Source organism: Azonexus sp. MM2026_4 (assembly GCF_055901855.1).
Genome location: NZ_CM148380.1, coordinates 2395909 through 2415431 on the forward strand (window position 1 = coordinate 2395909; position 19523 = coordinate 2415431).

17 protein-coding genes and 1 pseudogene are annotated in these 19523 nt (G+C 64.2%); 13 read left to right on the top strand and 5 right to left on the bottom strand.

The window, feature by feature from the left end; translation table 11 throughout:
• Positions 1 to 20 precede the first annotated feature (20 nt).
• Together AC0KWY_RS11310 and AC0KWY_RS11315 are read right to left on the bottom strand one after the other, a co-directional pair.
• Positions 21 to 3362, bottom strand: a complete 3342-nt coding sequence (locus AC0KWY_RS11310; RefSeq protein WP_474025598.1) for a UvrD-helicase domain-containing protein — start codon at positions 3360 to 3362, stop codon at positions 21 to 23.
• A 1-nt stretch (position 3363) separates the two neighbouring features.
• Positions 3364 to 4116, bottom strand: coding sequence for an SPOR domain-containing protein (locus AC0KWY_RS11315; protein ID WP_474025599.1), 753 nt, complete (start codon positions 4114 to 4116; stop codon positions 3364 to 3366).
• Between the two features lie 180 nt (positions 4117 to 4296).
• Here AC0KWY_RS11315 and AC0KWY_RS11320 point away from each other — a divergent pair, with 180 nt between their 5' ends.
• The 12 genes from AC0KWY_RS11320 (at position 4297) to AC0KWY_RS11375 (ending at position 16430) form a co-directional block, all read left to right on the top strand.
• Positions 4297 to 5607, top strand: coding sequence for a DUF3422 family protein (locus AC0KWY_RS11320; RefSeq protein WP_474025600.1), 1311 nt, complete (start codon positions 4297 to 4299; stop codon positions 5605 to 5607).
• Positions 5608 to 5694: 87 nt separating this feature from the next.
• A complete protein-coding gene (locus tag AC0KWY_RS11325; protein ID WP_474025601.1) occupies positions 5695 to 6627 on the top strand; it encodes a phosphoribosylaminoimidazolesuccinocarboxamide synthase in 933 nt (310 codons plus the stop codon).
• Positions 6628 to 6701: 74 nt separating this feature from the next.
• Positions 6702 to 7475, top strand: a complete 774-nt coding sequence (locus AC0KWY_RS11330; protein WP_474025602.1) for a DUF2189 domain-containing protein — start codon at positions 6702 to 6704, stop codon at positions 7473 to 7475.
• 62 nt (positions 7476 to 7537) lie between these two features.
• The gene (locus AC0KWY_RS11335; protein WP_474025603.1) at positions 7538 to 9592 is read left to right on the top strand and encodes a M3 family metallopeptidase; all 2055 of its coding nucleotides are present in this window, start codon (positions 7538 to 7540) and stop codon (positions 9590 to 9592) included.
• A gap of 21 nt (positions 9593 to 9613) precedes the next feature.
• Complete coding sequence (locus AC0KWY_RS11340) at positions 9614 to 10075, top strand: DUF4124 domain-containing protein (protein ID WP_474025604.1); 462 nt, start codon at positions 9614 to 9616, stop codon at positions 10073 to 10075.
• Positions 10072 to 10836: an exodeoxyribonuclease III gene (gene xth, locus AC0KWY_RS11345; protein WP_474025605.1), complete on the top strand. Its 765-nt coding sequence runs from the start codon at positions 10072 to 10074 to the stop codon at positions 10834 to 10836. The genes AC0KWY_RS11340 and xth overlap by 4 nt, the downstream gene beginning before the upstream one ends.
• The gene (locus tag AC0KWY_RS11350) at positions 10833 to 11510 is read left to right on the top strand and encodes a Crp/Fnr family transcriptional regulator (protein WP_474029720.1); all 678 of its coding nucleotides are present in this window, start codon (positions 10833 to 10835) and stop codon (positions 11508 to 11510) included. Before xth ends, AC0KWY_RS11350 begins: the two co-directional genes overlap by 4 nt.
• Before the next feature lie 71 nt (positions 11511 to 11581).
• Positions 11582 to 11773 (top strand): YgaP family membrane protein, encoded by a 192-nt coding sequence (locus tag AC0KWY_RS11355; protein ID WP_298399699.1) that lies wholly within the window; start codon positions 11582 to 11584, stop codon positions 11771 to 11773.
• A gap of 278 nt (positions 11774 to 12051) precedes the next feature.
• Positions 12052 to 13167, top strand: coding sequence for a hypothetical protein (locus AC0KWY_RS11360; protein ID WP_474025606.1), 1116 nt, complete (start codon positions 12052 to 12054; stop codon positions 13165 to 13167).
• Positions 13168 to 13845: 678 nt separating this feature from the next.
• Complete coding sequence (locus AC0KWY_RS11365) at positions 13846 to 14427, top strand: recombinase family protein (RefSeq protein WP_474025607.1); 582 nt, start codon at positions 13846 to 13848, stop codon at positions 14425 to 14427.
• 83 nt (positions 14428 to 14510) lie between these two features.
• Positions 14511 to 14984: a hypothetical protein gene (locus tag AC0KWY_RS11370; protein WP_474025608.1), complete on the top strand. Its 474-nt coding sequence runs from the start codon at positions 14511 to 14513 to the stop codon at positions 14982 to 14984.
• 48 nt (positions 14985 to 15032) lie between these two features.
• Positions 15033 to 16430: an HD domain-containing protein gene (locus tag AC0KWY_RS11375; RefSeq protein ID WP_474025609.1), complete on the top strand. Its 1398-nt coding sequence runs from the start codon at positions 15033 to 15035 to the stop codon at positions 16428 to 16430.
• A 52-nt stretch (positions 16431 to 16482) separates the two neighbouring features.
• On the opposite strand, the gene AC0KWY_RS11380 is transcribed toward AC0KWY_RS11375, so the two are convergent.
• Positions 16483 to 17505: a tyrosine-type recombinase/integrase gene (locus AC0KWY_RS11380; protein WP_474025610.1), complete on the bottom strand. Its 1023-nt coding sequence runs from the start codon at positions 17503 to 17505 to the stop codon at positions 16483 to 16485.
• Between the two features lie 91 nt (positions 17506 to 17596).
• Between AC0KWY_RS11380 and AC0KWY_RS11385 the strand changes: the two are divergent.
• Positions 17597 to 17686 (top strand): annotated as a pseudogene (locus AC0KWY_RS11385) (YgaP family membrane protein); the annotation flags it as partial.
• A 63-nt stretch (positions 17687 to 17749) separates the two neighbouring features.
• Here AC0KWY_RS11385 and AC0KWY_RS11390 read toward each other — a convergent pair.
• Entirely contained in the window at positions 17750 to 18607 is an 858-nt protein-coding gene (locus AC0KWY_RS11390; RefSeq protein WP_474025611.1) for a bifunctional helix-turn-helix domain-containing protein/methylated-DNA--[protein]-cysteine S-methyltransferase, read from the bottom strand.
• A complete protein-coding gene (locus AC0KWY_RS11395; protein ID WP_474025612.1) occupies positions 18604 to 19479 on the bottom strand; it encodes a DMT family transporter in 876 nt (291 codons plus the stop codon). The genes AC0KWY_RS11390 and AC0KWY_RS11395 overlap by 4 nt, the downstream gene beginning before the upstream one ends.
• Positions 19480 to 19523: the final 44 nt, after the last annotated feature.

The following is a 19523-nucleotide window of genomic DNA, read 5'->3' on the forward strand; positions in this document are numbered from 1 at the left end:
CCCCCGCCCCCTGGCCCCGCTTACAGCGTCAGCAGCCGCCCCTGCAACACGAACCACACCGCCAGCTTGAGCGGTAGCGGGTCGCCGGCGAACAGCCTGGCGTAGCGTTCGAGTTGCGGGCGGAAGCCTTCGGCGCGGGCGGGGAGTTCTTCGAGCGGGGCGCGCACGGTCTTGTAATCGACGATCCAGCGCGCACCGTCGGCGATGAAGACGCGGTCGATCACGTGTTGCGCCAGGCTGTCGCCGTCGCGGCTGGTCCATGCCTGTTCGGCGGCGGCATCCGGGTGGGCGGCGAGTAGCCAGCGACCGGTTGCCGAACTCAGCGTCGTCGTCAGCGCCGCCTGCGCTTCGGCGGCGCCGGCGGCGGCTTCGTCGTCGCTGCAGCCGCGCGCCTGCAGCCAGCGTTGCCAGCCGGGGAGCAGGCTGGGCAGGCGGTCGACGGGCCAGGCGGCGAGGCCTTGTTGGGCGATCAGTTCGAGGCAGCGATGGACCAGGGTGCCGACGGCGATTTCGAGCGTATGCGCCGCTTCGTCGGGCAGGGCCGCCGGGTTGGCGGCGCCGCGCGGGGCGGTCGGCGGCGCGGCGAGGATTTCCGGGACGGCCGGCGCGGCGAGGCGCAACAGCGGCGGCACGAAGCTGGCGGAATCGATGCCGGCGCTGGCGTCGCCGGTCAGCGGTTCGGTGGCGGCGAAGCGCGGCTGCACCTGCGGCCAGAGGAGTTTGAGGAAGCTGCCGGCGGGCGGTTCGCGCAGGCCGTCGTCGGTCTTTTCCGAGACGGCGGCGACGCCGATCAGGTGCAGGCGGCGGATGGCGCGGGTGGCGGCGACGTAGAGCAGGCGCTCGGTTTCGTGCGCGTTGCGGCTGGCTTCGAGGCGGCGCAGGGTGTCGTACAGCGTCGGCCCGGCGACGGCTTCGCCGCGCGCCCGCAGCGGCGCGACGAGCAGGCGCTCGCGACCGTCGGCGCCGAGCACTTCGTCCCACAACAGCAGCGCGCTGTCGCTGCCGCCGGTGTCGCGGTGCAGGCCGGGGACGATGACGGTATCGAACTCCAGGCCCTTGGCCTTGTGGATGGTCATCATCTGCACGGCGTCGCCGAGCGGATCGGCCGGCGCGTAGAGTTCGGCGGCGCGGGCGGCCAGGGTGTCGAGGTCGAGGCGGCCGGCGGCGGCCAGTTGTTCGAGCAGGTCGAGGCAGGCCTCGACATCGGCGAGCGCGGCGGGCTGGTCGAGGCAGCGCGGCCCGCCGAGCATCAGCCAGACGCCTTCGAGCCAGCGCCGCGGCGGCTGGCGGTCGCGTTCGGCAAGCGCCAGGGAAAGCACGCCGCGCAAGTGGAGCAGGCGCTGGCGGCCATCGGCGCTCAGCGCGGCGAGGCGATCCGCGTCGTGCATCAGTTGCCAGACGGTGCGCTGGCTGTCGCCGCCGGCCAGCGCGTGCAGGTCAGCTAAGGTCAGGCCGCACCACGGGGCACGCAAAACGGCCAGCCAGTGCACGCGGTCGGCGCGGTGGGTCAGCGCGCGGTACAGGGTGAGCAGGTCCTGGACGTGCTGGCGCTCGGCCAGGCCTTCGATCTCGACCGCCTGGAAGCGCAGCTCCGGAGCACTGCGGCGCAGTTCGCCAACCAGCGCGTCGAGGTGGCGGCGGGCACGGACCAGGATGGCGAGCTTGCCATCCGGCGCGGCGCGGCGGGCGGCCTGGATCAGCTCGAGGGCGAGGCGCGCTTCGGCGGCGGCGCCGTCGCCGCCGGCGCCGACGACCAGCGGATGCACGCTGACGCCGCTGTCGTCCACCGGCGGCCGCGTCGCCGCCGATTCTGCGTAACGCACGGCGCCGGCGGCGGCATCGTCGGCGGCCGGGAAAATGGTCGGAAAACTGGCATTGACCCAGTCGACGACGGCCGGGTGCGAGCGGTTGTTGCGGAACAGGCGCAGGTGTTCGAGGCACAGGTCGCCGATGCCGCGCTCGCGCACCTTGAGGAAGAGGCCGACGTCGGCCTTGCGGAAGCGGTAGATCGACTGCATCGGGTCGCCGACCACGAACAGCGTCCGCCCGTCGTCCGGCGTCCAGCCGCGCATCAGCTTCTCGAGCAGGGCGACCTGGGTCGGGCTGGTGTCCTGGAATTCGTCGACCAGCAGGTGGCTGATCCGGTAGTCGAGCGCCTGCGCCAGGTCGGTCGGCGCCTCGTCGTCGCCGAGCGCCAGGCTGGCGCGGGCGGCGATCTCGATGAAATCGACCTCGCCGGCCTCCTGGAAGACCAGCCACAACTGGCCGGCGGCAAGGCGCAGCAGGCGGGCGAAGACCTCGACGGTGGCCCATTCGGCGTCGGCAAAGCGCGGCGACGGCAGCGCCGCCAGCCCGGCCAGCGCGTCTTCCAGCCCGGGCACGGCGGCCAGCTCGGCGAGCAGCGCGGCCATCGCCTGCTTCGCCTCGGCGAATTCCTTGCCGGCCGGGAAGCCGACGTTCTTGTTGAGCGCCTTGCGCAGCGTTCCCTCGCCGGTCAGCAGCAAACCGGCCAGCGTCTGCCAGGCGGGCAGGCAGTCGAGGTCGGCGGGCAGCGGCTCGCTCCAGTCGAGCAGGGCCGGGAAAACCTCCGGTACGTTGCCGGCGGCGAAACGCGCCAACGGCATCAGCCGCGTCTGCCAGACGGCGTCGAGCAGCGCGGCGGCGCGCCCGAGGTCGGCGGCGAACAGCGCGGCGAAGCCGGCTTCAACCTCGTCGCGCACCAGCCCGCCGTCGACCCGAGCGGCGTGCTGCAGCCACTGGTCGCGGCGGCCGAGCATGGCGACCAGCAGGCGTTCGAGGCGGCCGGCGTCGTTGTCCATTGCCGCCAGCGCGGCGGCCACGACGTCGGCGTCGGCGTCGCCGGTTTCGACCATTTCCAGCGTGCGCCGCGCCGCCAGCGCGTAGTGAGCTTCGGCGTCGTCGGCGACGCCGGGCTGCGCGCCGAAGCGGGAAAGGAAAGGCATCTGCCGGGCGAGCGAGGCGCACAGCGCGTCGAGCGTGGTGACGCGCAAGCGGCCGGGATGGTCGAGCAGGCTCCAGCCAAGTTCGGCGTCACGGGCCAGGACAGCGAGAGCCCACTGCCGGGTGGCGGCCTTGTGCGGCGGCAGGTCGGCCGGCGCGGGCTGGGTGGCGGCAGTGAGGCTGCCGAGGATGCGGTCGCGCATCTCGGTCGCCGCCTTGTTGGTGAAGGTCAGCGCCAGCACTTCTTCCGGATGGTCGACGGTGGCCAGCAGGCGCAGCGTGCGCTGCGTCAGCAGCTCGGTCTTGCCGGCGCCGGCCGGCGCCTCGACGATGAAGGAGGCAAGGTCGAGCGCCCGCCGGCGGGCGGCTTCGTCTTCCTGCAGGCGGTCGAGCGGCGGCATCTCAGCGCGCTTCCGGCGCCGGCAGCGGCCGCGCCAGGCGCCGGATGTCGCCGAGGCGGCGGGCCCAGGGCCTGGCGGCGTGCAAGGCGGCGGGCACTTCGCCGACTGCCTGGCTGGCCGCCGCGGCGCTGGGGAATTGGCCGTAGAGCAGGGCGTACCAGCGTTGCCCGGCGCGCTCGAAGGAAAGCAGCGCGAGCGGCCGTTTCCAGGCGTGGCGCGCCGCCAGCGCGCGCACCTCGGCTTCGCTGCTCGACGCGAACACCTGCAGGCTGGCCGCGTCGTCGCCCAGGACACGCCACGCCGCATCCTCGGTCAGCGCCCGGGCGACGTCGGGCAGAGCGCTGGCCGGCGCTGCTGCGGCCAGCGGGGCGGCAGCGGCTGGCGGCTTGGCCTTGGAATCGTCGCCCGGCTCGGGCGCGATCCAGCCGGCGGCCAGCGCCTCGGCCAGGTTGGCGGCGGCCCCCGAATGCCCCTGCGCGGCGGCCCGCCGCCACCACTGCGCCGCCCCCCGGATATCGTAGGCGTACATGTGCAGGTAGTTGCCGAGGGTGAACTGTGCTTCGGCGTGGCCGCCTTCCGCCGCGCGCTTCAGGTAGAACAGGGCTTGCCAGTCGTTGCGGGCAACACCGAAACCGACGAAATGGCGCTGCGCCATCTGGAAGTCGGCAGCCGGATCGGCGGCGGCCTCCCCGCCGAACACCGGCAGGGACGGCAGAATGAGGAGACAGGCGGCAAGAAACAGGGGAAGACGCATGCGATGAGGCGGCGCGGAGCCGGGAATGCTGGAACACGCGACATTGTAGGGCGTGTTCACCGTAAGCTGCGGGACAGCGCTTACCGCGAGGCTTCGCACCACCGTTGCCGTCCTTGCCATGGCCGCCGGAACGCGGTGCTACAATCTTTTGCACCGCAGCAATCGCGTCCGGATACCGCCATGCACCCTCGCCTGACTCTCGCCGAACTGGAAGAACACCCGCTCCGCCACCGGCTCAACAACGAGTTCCACGCCCGCCCGGCGACCGCGCTGGCCGGCGCGGTGCTCGTCTCGCACCTGGTGTTCAAGCACAGCGCGACGACCGTCGCCGCCGAACGCGAAAACCTGTCGAAGCTTTGCCAGGGCCATGTCTGCAACGCCATCGACAGTTCGGAATCGCACCTGATGATCGAGACCGGCGCCTTCCGCATGCGCTGGGAGCTGCACACCGAGTTCTCGACCTACACCTTCTTCCGCGACCTGACCGCCGGAGAGGCGCTGCCGGCCGATGCCACCGCCTTCGACGCGGTGCATCCGGAGTGGCTGTCCGGCATTCCCGGCCAGTTGATCGTCGCCACCCAGGTCGAAGTCCGGCCCGGCAGCGAGATGTCGCCCGAGCCGGTGCTCGCCGGCCTGACGCCGAGCGGGCGCACGCTCGGCGGTTCGCGCGTCGCCGATGACGCAGCCTGGGTATTCACCGACTTCAAGATCGACAACGGCTTCTCGCGCTTCCTGGTGATCAACGAGAGCATGACGCAGCGCCAGACCGGGCGCACCGTGCAGCGCCTGGTCGAGATCGAGACTTACCGGATGATGGCGCTGCTCGGCCTGCCGATCGCCAAGGAAGTCGGCGCCTGGCTGTACGGCGGGGAAAAACGGCTGGCCGAGCTGATGGAAAGGATCGGCCAGGCAAAAACCCCGGAGGACGAGCGCAGCGTGCTCGCCGCGCTGTCGGCGCTGGCCGCCGAGGTGGAGAACTCGGTGGCGCGCACCACCTTCCGCTTCGGCGCCTCGCGCGCCTATCACGGCCTGGTCAGCCAGCGCATCGAGGAACTGCGCGAAACGCGCATCCCCGGTCTGCCGACGCTCGACGAATTCATGCAGCGCCGCCTGCTGCCGGCGATGAAGACCTGCGAGGCGATCAGCCGCCGCCAGGAAGAACTCTCGGCGCGCGTCGCGCGCAACAGCCAGTTGCTGCGCACCCGCGTCGACATCGAACTGGAGCGCCAGAACCAGGAACTGCTCGGGCAGATGAACCACCGCGCCAAGCTGCAGTTGCGCCTGCAGGAAACGGTCGAGGGGCTGTCGGTGGTCGTCCTCACCTACTACGGTTCGCAACTGGTGCAGTACCTGGCCAAGGGCACCAAGGAACTGCACCACCTCAACACCGACGTCGTCACCGCCGTCTCGATCCCGCTGATCGCCGGCCTCGTCGCCTGGGGCACCCGCCGCATGCGGCGCAAGCTGGCCGCCGAGGAAGCGGCCGGCTGAAAGCGCCGACAAGGCGGCGCCGGGAAACTGGCCGGAAGCCAACGGGCGCTGGTTTATAATCGCGCTTTTGCTTTCGGGACCCCGACCGTGACCGCACCGCTCTTCGCCTCCTCCATCACCAGCCTGCCGCTGCTCTCCAAGGGCAAGGTCCGCGACATCTACGCGGTCGATGCCGACAAGCTGCTGATCGTCACCACCGACCGCCTGTCGGCCTTCGACGTCATCCTGCCCGACCCGATCCCGAAGAAGGGCGAAGTGCTGCAGGCGGTGGCCAATTTCTGGTTCGCCAAGCTCGGCCACATCGTCCCCAACCAATTGACCGGCATCGATCCGGAATCGGTCGTCGCCGAAAATGAACGCGAGCAGGTGCGCGGCCGCGCCGTCGTCGTCAAGCGCCTGAAGCCGCTGCCGATCGAGGCCGTCGTGCGCGGCTACGTGATCGGTTCCGGCTGGAAGGATTACCAGGCGACCGGCGCCATCTGCGGCATCGCCCTGCCGGCCGGCCTCAAGCTGGCGCAGAAGCTGCCGGCGCCGATCTTCACGCCGGCGACCAAGGCCGAAGTCGGCGACCACGACGAGAACGTCTCCTTCGAACAGGCCGCCGCCAACTGCGACGCGACGCTGAACGCTGCCCTCGCCGGTACCGGCAAGACCGGCGCCGAGCTCTGCGGCGAAGCGCGCGACGCCGCCATCCTCCTCTACCAGGAAGCGTCCGAGTACGCGGCGACGCGCGGCATCATCATCGCCGACACCAAGTTCGAGTTCGGCATCGACGCCGCCGGCACCCTGCACCTGATCGACGAGGCGCTGACCCCGGATTCGTCGCGTTTCTGGCCGGCCGACCAGTACGCCGAAGGCAGCAACCCGCCGTCCTACGACAAGCAGTACGTGCGCGACTACCTGGAGACCCTGGACTGGAACAAGAAGGCGCCGGGACCGGCGCTGCCGGCGGAAGTCGTCGCCCGCACCAGCGCCAAGTACGTCGAAGCCTTCGAGAAGCTGACCGGCCAGACGCTGTAAACCGGGCGTGGGCCGGGAACCTCCGGCCCTTGCCAATGGTCTGAAGGGGTGTCCGCATCGTTCAGGAGTTCGACATGCACGCCCCTTCAAGCTTCGACAGTGTCGGGCACGACCTGCCGGCGGTCCGCCGCGTCGATGCCCGCGCCCCCAGCCGCTGGCTGGAAGCCGGCTGGCAGGACATCCGCCGGACGCCGATCGCCTCGCTCGCCTACGGCCTGCTCTTCGCGCTGGGCGGCGACCTGATCATCCTCGCCCTGCTCGAGCACCCGCATCTGCTGGCGCTCTCCGTCTCCGGTTTCTTCTTCGTCGCGCCGCTGCTCGCCGCCGGACTCTACGAGTTGAGCCGGGCCAGCGGCAGCGGCGAGAAACTGATCTTCGTCCAATCGCTGCGCGTGTTCCGCCGCAACTTCCAGTCGCTGGCGCTGTTCGGGCTGCTGCTGGCGTTGATCGCCACGCTCTGGGAACGCTTCTCGGCGATCGCCTTCGCCCTGCTCGGTGCCTCCTCGGCCAGCACCGCCAGCGTCTATCTCAACGAACTGCTGTTCTCCGGCGAACACCTGCTCTTCAGCCTGACCTGGCTCTCTCTCGGCGCGCTGCTCGCCGCCTTCGTCTTCGCGCTGACCGTGGTTTCGGTGCCGATGATGGTCGACCGCGACTGCGACCCGGTTACCGCGATGGCCACCAGCCTGCGCGCGGTCGTCGCCAACCCCGGGCCGCTGGCGCTGTGGGCGGTGCTGATCGTGGTCCTGACGCTGACCGGCTTCGCCACCTTGCTCTTCGGCCTCGTCGTCCTCATGCCGATGCTCGGTCACGCCTCGTGGCACGCCTACCGCGAGCTAGTAGAATAGTCCGATTGACGCCAAACACGGGGCGGCAGCGACCGCCCCTTTTTCTTGCCCCCGCGAAAACCATGACCGCCACCAATCCCCTGCTCGATTTCACCGACCTCCCCCGCTTCGACCTGATCCAGCCCGAACACGTCAAACCGGCGATCACCCAGCTACTCGCCGACGGCCGCGCCCTGGTCGACCGCCTGACCGCCGACAGCACGCCCGCCACCTGGGCCGACTTCGCCGGCGCCCTGAGCGACGGCCTCGAAGGCTTCGGCCGCGCCTGGGGCGTGGTCGGCCACCTGCACTCGGTCAACGACGTGCCGGCCTGGCGCGAGGCGTACAACGAAATGCTGCCGGAAGTCTCGCGCTTCTTCACCGAGCTCGGCCAGAACCTGAAGCTGTTCGACAAGTACCGGGCGCTCAAGCAGAGCCCGGAATACGCCACGCTCTGCGCCGAACGCCGGAAGATCGTCGATAACGAGATTCGCGATTTCCGTCTGGGCGGCGCCGAACTGCCGGAAGACCAGAAACCGCGCTTCCAGGCGATCATGGAAGAGCTGTCGCAGCTTTCCGCCAAGTTCTCGGAAAACATACTCGACGCGACCAACGCCTTCGCCGAGATCGTCACCGACGAAAGCCTGCTCGCCGGCCTGCCCGACTACGCCAGGGACGCCGCCCGCGAAGCCGCCGAGAAGGCCGGTGTCGAGGGCTGGAAATTCACGCTGCACGCGCCGTCCTACGGCCCGCTGATGCAATACGCCGACAACCGCGAGCTGCGCCAGCGCATGTACCGCGCCTACGCCACGCGCGCCGCCGAGATCGACAACGGCTACTCGAAGCCGGAATGGGACAACGGCCCGCTGATCAAGCGCCTGCTCGAACTCAAGGCCGAGGACGCGGCCATGCTCGGCTTCAACAACTTCGCCGAAGTCTCGCTGTACACCAAGATGGCCGACACGCCGGCGCAGGTGCTCGACTTCCTGCGCGACATGGCGAAGAAGGCCAAGCCCTTCGCCGAGAAGGACATCGCCGAACTGAAGGCGTTTGCCCGCGACGAGCTCGGCCTGACCGACTTCCAGCCCTGGGACGCCGCCTACGCTTCCGAAAAGCTGATGCAGGCGCGCTACGCCTTCTCCGAGCAGGAAGTGAAGCAGTACTTCACCGAACCCAAGGTGATCGCCGGCCTGTTCCAGGTCATCGAGAGCCTGTTCACGGTCAAGGTGAAACCCGACACCGCGCCGGTCTGGCACGAGGACGTGCGCTTCTACCGCATCGAAACGCCGGCCGGCGAGCTGGTCGGCCAGTTCTACATGGACCTCTACGCCCGCGAGACCAAGCGCGGCGGTGCCTGGATGGACGAAGCGCGCTCGCGCAAGCGGGCGGCCGGCGGCATCCAGAAGCCGATCGCCTACCTGAACTGCAACTTCGCCCGCCCGGTCGGCGGCAAACCAGCCACCTTCACGCACGACGAAGTGATCACCCTGTTCCATGAAACCGGCCACGGCCTGCATCACCTGCTGGCGCGCGGCGAGGAACTGGGCGTCTCCGGCATCCACGGCGTCGAGTGGGACGCCGTCGAGCTGCCGAGCCAGTTCATGGAAAACTACTGCTGGGAATGGGATGTGCTGCAGGGCATGACCGCCCATGTGGAAAGCGGCGAACCGCTGCCGCGCGCGCTCTACGACAAGATGCTGGCGGCGAAGAACTTCCAGAGCGGCATGATGACCGTGCGCCAGATCGAATTCTCGATCTTCGACATGCGCCTGCACTACGAATTCGACCCCAAGGGCGAGCGGACGGTGATGGACCTGCTCGACGAAGTCCGCCGCGAGGTCGCCGTCCTGATTCCGCCCGAGTGGCACCGTTTCCCGAACAGCTTCTCGCACATTTTCGGCGGCGGCTACGCGGCCGGCTACTACAGCTACAAGTGGGCGGAAGTGCTGTCGGCCGACTGCTACGCGGCCTTCGAGGAAGCCGGTGATCCGTTCGACCCGGTGGTCGGTCGGCGTTTCCTCGAAGAAATCCTGTCGCGCGGCGGCGAGCGGCCGGCGCTGGAGAACTTCACGGCCTTCCGCGGCCGCGCGCCGAGCCCCGACGCACTGCTTCGTCATAGCGGTATGATTGCGGCCTGATTTCCGCTCGGGGAGACTCTCATGTCCAGACTGCTCGCTCTCTGCCTGCTGCTGTGCTGCGCCGGCGCCCAGGCACAGGCCTATCGATGGACCGATGCGCAGGGGCGCACGGTGATTTCCGACACGCCGCCGCCGGGTCAGGCACGCAACGTCGAGAAAGCCGGCGGCAAGGCGCAGGCTGACGACGGCCTGCCCTTCGCCACCAAGCTGGCAGCGCAGAGGCACCCGGTGACGCTGTACACGATGGCCGACTGTGCCGACGAATGCCGCCAGGCGCGCGACCTGCTGCAGAAGCGGCGGATTCCCTTCACCGAGATGAAGCTGGAAACACCGGCGCAGGCCGAAGAACTGAAGCGCGTCGTCGGCGACGTCTTCGTGCCGTCGATCAAGGTCGGCACGCAGTCGCACCGCGGTTTCAACGCCGACGCCTACGGCCGGATGCTCGACCTCGCCGGCTACCCGCAAGCGGGGAAAACGCCTTGAAAATCGCCAGCTGGAACGTCAATTCGCTGAAGGTCCGCCTGCCGCACCTGCTCGACTGGCTGGCGGAAGCGGCACCCGACGTCGTCTGCCTGCAGGAACTCAAGCTCGAGGACGCCAACTTCCCGCGCGCCGAAATCGAGGCCGCCGGCTACCACGTCGCCTTCTCCGGGCAGAAGACCTACAACGGCGTCGCCCTGCTCGCCCGCTCGCCGATCGAGGACGTCGTCTGTGGCAACCCGCATTTCCCGGACGAGCAGAAACGGCTGATTTCCGGCACCGTCGATGGCGTGCGCGTCGTCGGCGCCTACATGCCGAACGGCCAGGAAGTCGGCTGCGACAAGTACGACTACAAACTGCGCTGGCTCGACGCGCTGGCCGAATGGCTGGACGGCGAACTGCGGCGCTACCCGCAACTGGCGCTGGGCGGCGACTACAACATCGCCCCCGACGACCGCGACGTGCACGACCCGGCGCGCTGGCGCGACTGCATCCTGGTCTCCGAACCGGAGCGCGCCGCCTTCCGCCGCCTGCTGGCGCTCGGCCTGTGCGACAGCTTCCGGCTGTTCGAACAGCCGGAAAAGACCTTCTCGTGGTGGGATTACCGGATGCTCGGCTTCCAGAAGAACCTCGGCCTGCGCATCGACATGATCCTGCTCTCCCAGCCGCTCGCCGACAAATGCACGGCGGCCGGCGTCGACCGCGCGCCGCGCAAGCGCGAACGCCCCTCCGACCACGCCCCGGTGTGGGCGACGCTGGGCTGAACGTGAGCGAAGCCAGTCTCGACCGCGGCGCCCTGCTCCGCCTCTACCCGGCGCTGAGCGATCTGCCTGCCGCCCGCCTCGACCGCCTGCTGCAGCCGCAAGCGCTGATGCACCTGCCCGCCGGCGCCTGCGTCTTCTCCGAGCGCCAACCCTGCTCGGGTTTCCCGCTGCTGCTCGACGGCAGCATCAAGGTCGTCAAGCAGGCCAGCAGCGGCCGCGAACTGCTGCTCTACCGGGTCAGCCCCGGCGGCTCCTGCATCATCTCCTCGTCCTGCCTGCTCGGCCACACCGACTACAACGCGCGCGGCATCGCCGAAACCCCGCTCACCCTGCTCGCCCTGCCGGTCGGCGAGTTCGGGCGGCTGCTGGTCGACCACGCACCGTTCCGCGATTTCGTCTTCCACCTGTTTTCCGAACGCATCGGCGAGCTGATGCAACTGGTCGAGGAAGTCGCCTTCGCCCGCCTCGACCAGCGGCTGGCCAGGCTGATCCTGGCCCGCCACACCGACACGCTGAACATCACCCACCAGCAACTGGCCGACGAGCTGGGCAGCGTGCGCGAGATCGTCAGCCGCCTGCTCAAGGGCTTTGCTGCCCAGGGCCTGGTCAGCCTCGGCCGCGAGCAATTGACGGTGACCGACCGCGACGGCCTGCACAAGCTTGCCGCTGTGTGACCCAGGTTACATACTGCGCAGCACGGCGCGGTTAAATTGGCGTCGTCTACTCATCTATCGGAGAACACCTCATGAAAAGCAATGTTGGCGGCATCGACAAAATCCTGCGCATCGTGGCCGGCATCGCCCTGATCGCCTGGGCTCTCACCGGCGGCCCCGTCTGGGCCTGGATCGGCGTTGTTCCCCTGGCTACCGGCCTGATGGGCTGGTGCCCGCTCTACCCGCTGATCGGCCTCAACACCTGCCCGCTGAAGAAGGACTGAGGCAGCACAAGGCATTCCAGGCTTTAGCGCAGAAGGCGGCCGGGGCAACCCGGGCCGCCTTTTTTGTCTATTTGACCCTCAATTTTTTGGTCAAAAGGGACACAGGAGGGACAACAAATCACCCTCCAGTAGCTATCAGATCACATCGCTTGGATACTCTCAACAAAACTGACTATGCCATCGCCGACCGAATAAGTCGGAGCTGACTATAATTCTTAGAGGGTTCATGGTCGTTGGGACGTAGGGCTGCCCATATTTACTTGAAGGAGGGAAGCACTATGAAACCCAATAGCTATTCTGAAACCTGGATGGACTACGTCAATCGTGTTGTCGCAGGCGGACCCCGTTTGGAGCGAGCGGTGATCGACGGGATTATGGAAGATTTGGTCCATCAGAGCGTATTGATGGAGTTCGAAGGGTGTGACGATCAGCTTCGGCACGCCACGGTCACCAAACTCGCAGACACCCTTATTAACGATGCGCGGCAGAAATCTAAGCGTGCCGCCGGAGCAACGGAAGAGGAAGTGCTTTGCTCTCCGGTTCCTGCAACGCCAAGCAATACATCTGCCAGAGCTTCTGCAAGCTGTGCAGCTAGCAGCAACACCTATCCGGCATTGCCGTTGTGTCTGGATGCTCTTAGCCATGACATTATGGTTAAGCGATCCATTGAGCTTGCCAGTCAATTTAGGCGCGACCGCGACTACGGCGCAATCCGGGATGAATTTGTCTATATTTCCCTAGCGTTGAATCAGTGGGGGATGCTGGCGCCGGTGTTCCGTGACCAGCCCAAAATTCCCTACAGTAAGAAGGAGTGGGAGAAATACACCCAGCTTCTCATTGACCAGATCGTGATTGACCTTCATTGGCTGGTTTGCCGTGGAGAGCGCCTCTTCCCGCGTTGGCCGGAATTGAAGTCGCTCCTGCAACATGTGGGTGAATTCGACTGTGATGCGATTGCCGAGCAGATTGCTGGGCGCGGTTGGACTTGTGACTTCCGTGTGAATGAGTTGATTACTGTGTGTCCGCGTCAGCAGACCCAACTCATGCAGCTTCGCAGCAACGAGATGAAAGACCGCTTCCGTATCCTTCTGGAGGGTAAGAGCGGACTGGAAGAAGGCAAGCGCACCAGACGCTCGAAGGCCGAGGTGTCTGCTGTAAGGATGGCGATTGCTACGTGGGCGGATGGCAATCACCGCATTCGTGGCCAGGAAGAAATGTATGAGGCAATCTGGTTGGCAATGCGCCTGCTTGGCCCGAAAGCCAAGGCGGAAGAGATCGCCATCCTTGCCGCTTATCGGTGTGGTGTGAAGCCGTTGCATCGTACAACTGTGTCCGCGAAGATCCAGACATTGCGTGACGTGCTGGAAAAGACTGGTGTTCCGTTTGGGGTGTAGGCGCGGGAGGGTGGCGGGAGGAGGAGAGGGGGTAAGGGAAGGAGGAGCGAGGGGGTAGAAGCGGGAGTTGAAATTCAACACTTCGAATTCCCTCATAAATTCATTACCTTACACACCACTCTTCGCGCCCGGTTGCCATATAGAAATACGTAAGTAGTGACGTAGCAAGCAGATATAGAAATAAATGATCGAACCTTGTTCGCCTTCGGCGAACTGACCCGCCCCTGCGGGGACGGGTCATGGATTCGATTCATCTAATAGCTGAAGGCAGTGTCGCGGCTCCGAACGTCGGCTCCGCCTCCGTTCCTGATCCTCGGAAAAGGAAGTCCTCCGTCAGACAGGAGGAGTGTGTTGGCGGGGTTTCGACCCCGCCTCCTCTATAAGAATCCACGCCACCGACTCGGAACGATGAACAGACCACTTTCAAACCATCGCCGTCCAGCTAGGACTTCGCTCCGGTCGGGCGCAACGCGTTAGTTTGGGTGCGAGGCAATTTTGGCGCTAAGTTAGCACTAACTTATATTAAGTTTGATCGGGGTTGCTCCTGTCAGATAACGACCGTATTCCGGCACCTCTCTATCTATACGTTCAACCCAGTCGGAAATCTATCCTTGTGGACTTTCTGGCGGCATCCTATTCTTGGCCACGTTTTCCAACAGTCATATAGAGGAGCAGACGATGGCCACCTTCGGTTACGGGCGTGTATCAACCGGGACGCAGACGACAGACAACCAGCGGCTTGAGCTTGAGCAAGCCGGCCACCAGATCGAACCGGATTTCTGGTTTGCTGATGAAGGGCTGAGCGGCAAGGTCGCCGCGTCTCAGCGTCCGGCGTTCAAAGCGATGCTCGGTCAGATTCGCAAGGGCGAGACGCTGGTCGTGTCCAAGCTGGACCGGCTCGGTCGTGACGCCATTGACGTGCTACAGACCGTCCGCCAACTCGGTGATCGTGGCATCAAGGTCGTCGTGCTGCAACTCGGCAATACCGACCTCACGGCACCGGCAGGCAAGCTCCTGCTGTCGATGCTGGCGGCGGTGGCAGAGATGGAGCGCGACCTGCTGGTCGAGCGCACCCAAGCCGGACTGGCTCGCGCGAAGGCCGAAGGAAAGACCCTCGGCAGACCGTCAAAAACGACGCCTGCCGAACGATCAGAAATTCGACGTAGGCTGGGCGGGGGTGAATCAGTGAGCGCTCTGGCGCGCACCTACGGCGTTTCTCGGGCCACAATCAACGGTTGCTTAAGCACACAGTTGCGCTAGCCAACGCAATCTGGCCAAGTGTTGACTTGTCATATATAATAGACGGGCTGGACAAACAGATAACACTCGCGCAAGGAGGCGCAATGGAACCGCGACTTAAGGTCCTTGAGTTGTTTCTGGGAGCGCTCGGCGAAGACCCCGAAATTGCTAGTTTCGATGACCGCCTAAGAGTGCAGAAAGCAGTATATCTTGGTCAGCTATTCGAGGCAGACTTAGGCTATCGATATAGCTGGTATATCAAGGGGCCATACTGCACGTCGCTTACACAAGATTATTTTGAGCTTGATCAGCAGATTGGTGCTGATGATGAAAAATGGACTCTTAACCCTGAACTGACAGAAAAGCTCACCAAGGCAAGAGAGTTTCTTCAAATACCGGACTCAGTCAACCTCAAAAAGTCCCACTGGTATGAATTGCTTGCATCGCTTCATTATTTACTCTCCGTTAGCAAAATGTCGGAAGCAGACGCAAGAAACAAAATTGCCCAAGTAAAACCTCACTTAGTTGAGTGCATTGACCAAGGCATTGAACGCTTGACACAATACAAGCTCATTTGAAAACAAACAATTAAATACCAACACCCCGTTATCGGGGTGTTTTTTTATATGCGCCAAAAAAAACGAATAACCGACCCAATTCACGGTTCAATTTTTCTAAACTCGATTGAATCTGAAATAGTCTCATCAAAATCTTTTCAGCGCTTACATAACATTCGCCAATTAGGCTTGGCGCATCTCATATTCCCGGGCGCCAATTATTCTAGGTTTTCGCATTCAATTGGCGCCTGCCACAATGTGACCAAGATGCTACAAGCGGCAAGAGACAACTCTAACAATGGCGTCGATCATCTAAACACCTTGGAGAAATCTCTACGACTAGGCGCACTATTACACGACATTGGCCACTATCCATTTTCACACGCAACTGAACACGTAATTCAGAATTTTTATTCTAAAAACAAATTACAGCTTCTGAGCCAAGCCGATATATCACAACCGGACCTCCCAAAAGGTGACGGTATAAACCACGAGATGCTTGGAAGAAAGGTTCTTGATCACGACCCCGAGCTACTTGAGATATTTGCTCGCCATGACTTCGATGCGGAGGCCGTAAAAGCAATCTTCGGCAAAGAAGATCCCGAGAACTCCCTCATTGAGATGATCAGTTCGGACTTGGATTGCGATAGATTGGACTACCTCAGACGCACAGCCCATCATACCGGATTGCCTTATGGTGCAGTTGACACCGAATTCTTGGCTAATCAAGCGCGCCTTGATAGCAATTCCCGATATTGCCTATCTTCAAAAGCCACCCGTGCCGCTGACCACTTATTAATATCTCGTTATTACGACTATCTACAAGTTCCATATAACAAAACAGTCTGTGCATTAGAGTGGTCTCTAATTACGTGCATTGAAACCCTACTAGAGGATGGACTGGACTGCTCCGCACAAAGTATGGTTGATCGAATCAAATCAGGAGAATGGCACCTTTTTGATGACAACTATTTCTTTGAACAATTTCGGAAGCTGCTAAACAAAATAGATAACTCTAGCGTATTACATGATCACCTTAAAGCCATCCTTGAACGAAAGCCAGCGATTACGCTAGCGTCTTATGAATCATTAATGTTGCGCAAGAATTCAAAGGCGTTTAAATCCCAAGAATCGACCCTCGAAAAAATCATTTCCGATTTTGCCAAACAAGAATCGATTGATCCTGATCGCTTAAAGGTTTGGAGCACTCATGTCAGCTTTGCAAAATACTCCATTGACGATGCAAAGGAGGACTATGCAATTGGCGCGATTCGGATTATTGACGAAACAACCGGCCAATCTCGACCCCTATGTATAGTTAATGATTCACTATTCGGAAAGTTAATTGATCAAGACCACAGGGGCTTGAGAGTTTTTTACCTGGAAGATCCAAAGAGCAAGCGCCCTGAATTAAGAGAAAAGCTCGTTTCATATTTGAACCAAAATTTTGATTATCCCATGCGTTAAATGGCACAAACCGACCGACAAGAGGCCAAGATTTAAGGAAAGTTGATCATATTCAGGCAAGTTTTTTAGCCAATTTCTCAGCGCGCATGTGCGTGTAACGCTTCAAGCAGCCGAGAGTCTTATGTCCAGAGATGGACGCAACCTCCATCACATCCAACCCTCGCTCGAAGAAGGCGCTCACTGCTTCGTGGCGAGCATCGTGGAGGCGGAGGTCACAGAGGAAGTCAGGATCAGGCAACACACCGGACAAAGCGCAATCCTCCTCATACGCACGCCTCGCCCTGACGACTGACTTTCGCATCGCCTTGGAAAAGCCTCGCGGCTCAAGACTGAACAGGCGTCCGTCGATTCGTCGAGGCATAGCTTGCAGCACCACCAGCGCTTCGCTACTGAGTGGCACGGCGCGATCTTCGCCGTTCTTGGTATCGTTCAGGTAAGCAAGACGCCGCCTCAGATCAATGTCCTGCCAGCGTAGTCGTATGATCTCGCCTCGCCGCATCCCGGTAGCGACAGCGAGACGCAGGAAGTCAGGTAGCTCTTTGGTCTTGCTGTGCTGGATGATGGCATCGATCTCCGCCCGGCTGATGCGTCGCTTGCGTTCTCGTCCGGCAGGAGGGCGCTTGATCTGGCTGACCGGGTTGCTGACCGGAATACCCCACTCACGAGCGGCCACCTTGTAAGCGGCGCTAATGATGTTCAGTTCATGCCTGGCCGTCGCGTCGGACACGACCTGTAAGCGCCGGTCCCGGTAGTTGGCGACCAGCATCGGCGTCAAAGCCACCAAGCTGTATTTGGCGATCCGGTCACGCAGGAGGACGCCGATCTTCCAAAGCTCCTCCCGGTGGCCTTTGTGCTGGGGCGACACCTCTTTCCCATAGCGCTCCAGAAGCTCGGCAAGCGTCATCCGCTCCGCTTCTGTGCGATGGACATAGCAACCCATGTCCAACTCGCGTTCAATAGCTCTGGCCCATTTCTCGCCGTCTTGCCGGAGCTTGAACGTCTTCACCACATCGGGGTAGCCCTGACGCCGAACCCGAACCTGCCAACCACCTGAACGCTGCCTGAATGTAGCCACCTGATCCTCCCGGAGGGACACAGGAGGGACAAACAGACAAATGCGTCAAAGCGCTAAATTGGAAAGCATTGCCAGATCAGCATCTCCGGGCGGCGTCGTTCCCCTGGCTACCGGCCTGATGGGCTGGTGCCCGCTCTACCCGCTGATCGGCCTGAACACCTGCCCGCTGAAGAAGGACTGAGGCAGCACAAGGCATTCCGAGCTTTTTCGCAGAAGGCGGCCGGGGTAACCCGAGCCGCCTTTTTCATGCCGCCGCGTCGGGCGCGCGGCGGCCGGCTTCCCAGAGTTGCAGGGCGAGCTTGCGTTCCTCGCCCCAGCGATAGTTGCCGCTTTCGCCGCTGTCGCGGATCACCCGGTGACAGGGAATCAGGAAACCGATGTCGTTGGCCGCCAGCGCCGAGCCGACCGCGCGCTGGGCGCGCGGTGCACCGATCCTGCCGGCGAGTTGCCCGTACGACAGCACTTCGCCCGGCGGCACGCGGATCAGGGCTTCCCAGACCTTGAGCTGGAAGTTGCTGCCGCGCAGTTGCAGGTGCAGCGGCACGCCGCTCACCAGTTCGCCGAAGATGCGCTGCAGCATGGCCGCCGCCCCTTCGTCCGAACGCCGCAATGCGGCGCGCGGCCATTCCTCGGCCAGGGTGGCGAGCGAGGCGGCGCCGTCGTCGTGCGCAAAGGACAGATGGCAGATGCCGCGCCCGTTCCAGGCCAGGAAGGCCATTCCGAACGGCGTCGGGCCGCTGCCGTAATCGAGCGTGACGCCCTCGCCGCCGCGCTGGATTTCGCCTGGCGTCATCGCCTCGCCGACGATCATCAGGTCGTGCAGCCGGCCGTTGCCGCTGAGGCCGGCGTCGAGGGCGACGCTCAGCGTATCGGCGGCAGCGCGCAGGCGGCTGCGGGCGTATTCGCGGGTCAGGTGCTGAACGAAGCGCTTCGGCGAGATGCCCGCCCATTCGGCGAAAACGCGCTGCAGGTGGGCCGGGCTGAGGCCGACGACGGCGGCCAGTTCGGCCAGCGTCGGCTGGCTGCGCGCATGGCGGCGCAAATGGACGATGGCCCGGGCGACGATGTCGTAATGGCGGCAGGCGGTGGCGAGATCGTTCATGACGTTTTCTCCCGGCGACCGATGCCGGTGACCAGCGCGGTGCCGGCGAGCACGGTGAGGCCGCCGACCAGGGTATGCCAGCCGACCTGCTCGGCGAGGAAGACGACGCCCCAGAGGACGCCAAACAGAGGAATCAGGTAGGTGACGGTCAGCGTGCGCACCGGGCCGATCTCGGCGACCAGCCGGAAATAGAGCAGGAAGGCGACGCCGCTGCACAAGACCCCGAGCGCAATCACTGCACCGAGTACGCCGGGCGAAGGCATCTGTACCGGCAACGGCGAAAGCAACGCCAACGGCGCCAGGTAAAGGGTCGCCGCCGCCAAGTTGCCGAAGGCGCCGGCGTGGGGTTCCAGATTGCCGATCCGCCGCGTGTACTGGCTGGCGATGCCGTAGCAGACCGCGGCGCCGACCCCGGCCAGGACGGCCAATCCGCCGCCGGCCGGCAGGGCGCCGACCTCGACCCCGGCGAGCAGGGCGACGCCGGCGATGCCCAGGGCGAGACCGCCCAGCACGCGCGGTTCCGGCCAGCTACGGGCGAGCAGGGCGCCGATCAGTGCCGCCCAGATCGGCGCCGTGGCGTTGAGCACGGCGAGCAGCGAAGCCGGCGTCAGGCGGGCCGCATAGGCGAAGAGCAGGAAGGGCAGCGCCGAGTTGAGCAGGCCGAGGACCAGGAAAGCGCGCCAGTTGGCGCGCAGCGCCAGCGGCCGGCGCAGGACGAGGGCGACGCCCCACAGGAAGAGCGCCGCCAGCCCGACGCGGAAGAAGACCAGCCAGGCGGCGCCGAGCACCGGCGCGGCGATGCGCATGAAGAGGAAGGAAGCGCCCCAGATCGCGGCAAGCAGGACGAGGCGGAACAGGTTGGCGGAGGACATGGGCCGCAGTATGGCAGCGCCGGCAAGCGGCGCAATCCGATTCT

Coding starts and splice junctions, on each gene's coding strand:
- AC0KWY_RS11335 (WP_474025603.1), top strand. CDS start 7,538: ATGACCGCCACCAATCCCCTGCTCGATTTCACCGACCTCCCCCGCTTC.
- AC0KWY_RS11310 (WP_474025598.1), bottom strand. CDS start 3,362: ATGCCGCCGCTCGACCGCCTGCAGGAAGACGAAGCCGCCCGCCGGCGG.
- AC0KWY_RS11365 (WP_474025607.1), top strand. CDS start 13,846: ATGGCCACCTTCGGTTACGGGCGTGTATCAACCGGGACGCAGACGACA.
- AC0KWY_RS11355 (WP_298399699.1), top strand. CDS start 11,582: ATGAAAAGCAATGTTGGCGGCATCGACAAAATCCTGCGCATCGTGGCC.
- AC0KWY_RS11395 (WP_474025612.1), bottom strand. CDS start 19,479: ATGTCCTCCGCCAACCTGTTCCGCCTCGTCCTGCTTGCCGCGATCTGG.
- AC0KWY_RS11360 (WP_474025606.1), top strand. CDS start 12,052: ATGAAACCCAATAGCTATTCTGAAACCTGGATGGACTACGTCAATCGT.
- AC0KWY_RS11315 (WP_474025599.1), bottom strand. CDS start 4,116: ATGCGTCTTCCCCTGTTTCTTGCCGCCTGTCTCCTCATTCTGCCGTCC.
- AC0KWY_RS11375 (WP_474025609.1), top strand. CDS start 15,033: ATGCGCCAAAAAAAACGAATAACCGACCCAATTCACGGTTCAATTTTT.
- AC0KWY_RS11370 (WP_474025608.1), top strand. CDS start 14,511: ATGGAACCGCGACTTAAGGTCCTTGAGTTGTTTCTGGGAGCGCTCGGC.
- AC0KWY_RS11320 (WP_474025600.1), top strand. CDS start 4,297: ATGCACCCTCGCCTGACTCTCGCCGAACTGGAAGAACACCCGCTCCGC.
- AC0KWY_RS11390 (WP_474025611.1), bottom strand. CDS start 18,607: ATGAACGATCTCGCCACCGCCTGCCGCCATTACGACATCGTCGCCCGG.
- AC0KWY_RS11340 (WP_474025604.1), top strand. CDS start 9,614: ATGTCCAGACTGCTCGCTCTCTGCCTGCTGCTGTGCTGCGCCGGCGCC.
- AC0KWY_RS11330 (WP_474025602.1), top strand. CDS start 6,702: ATGCACGCCCCTTCAAGCTTCGACAGTGTCGGGCACGACCTGCCGGCG.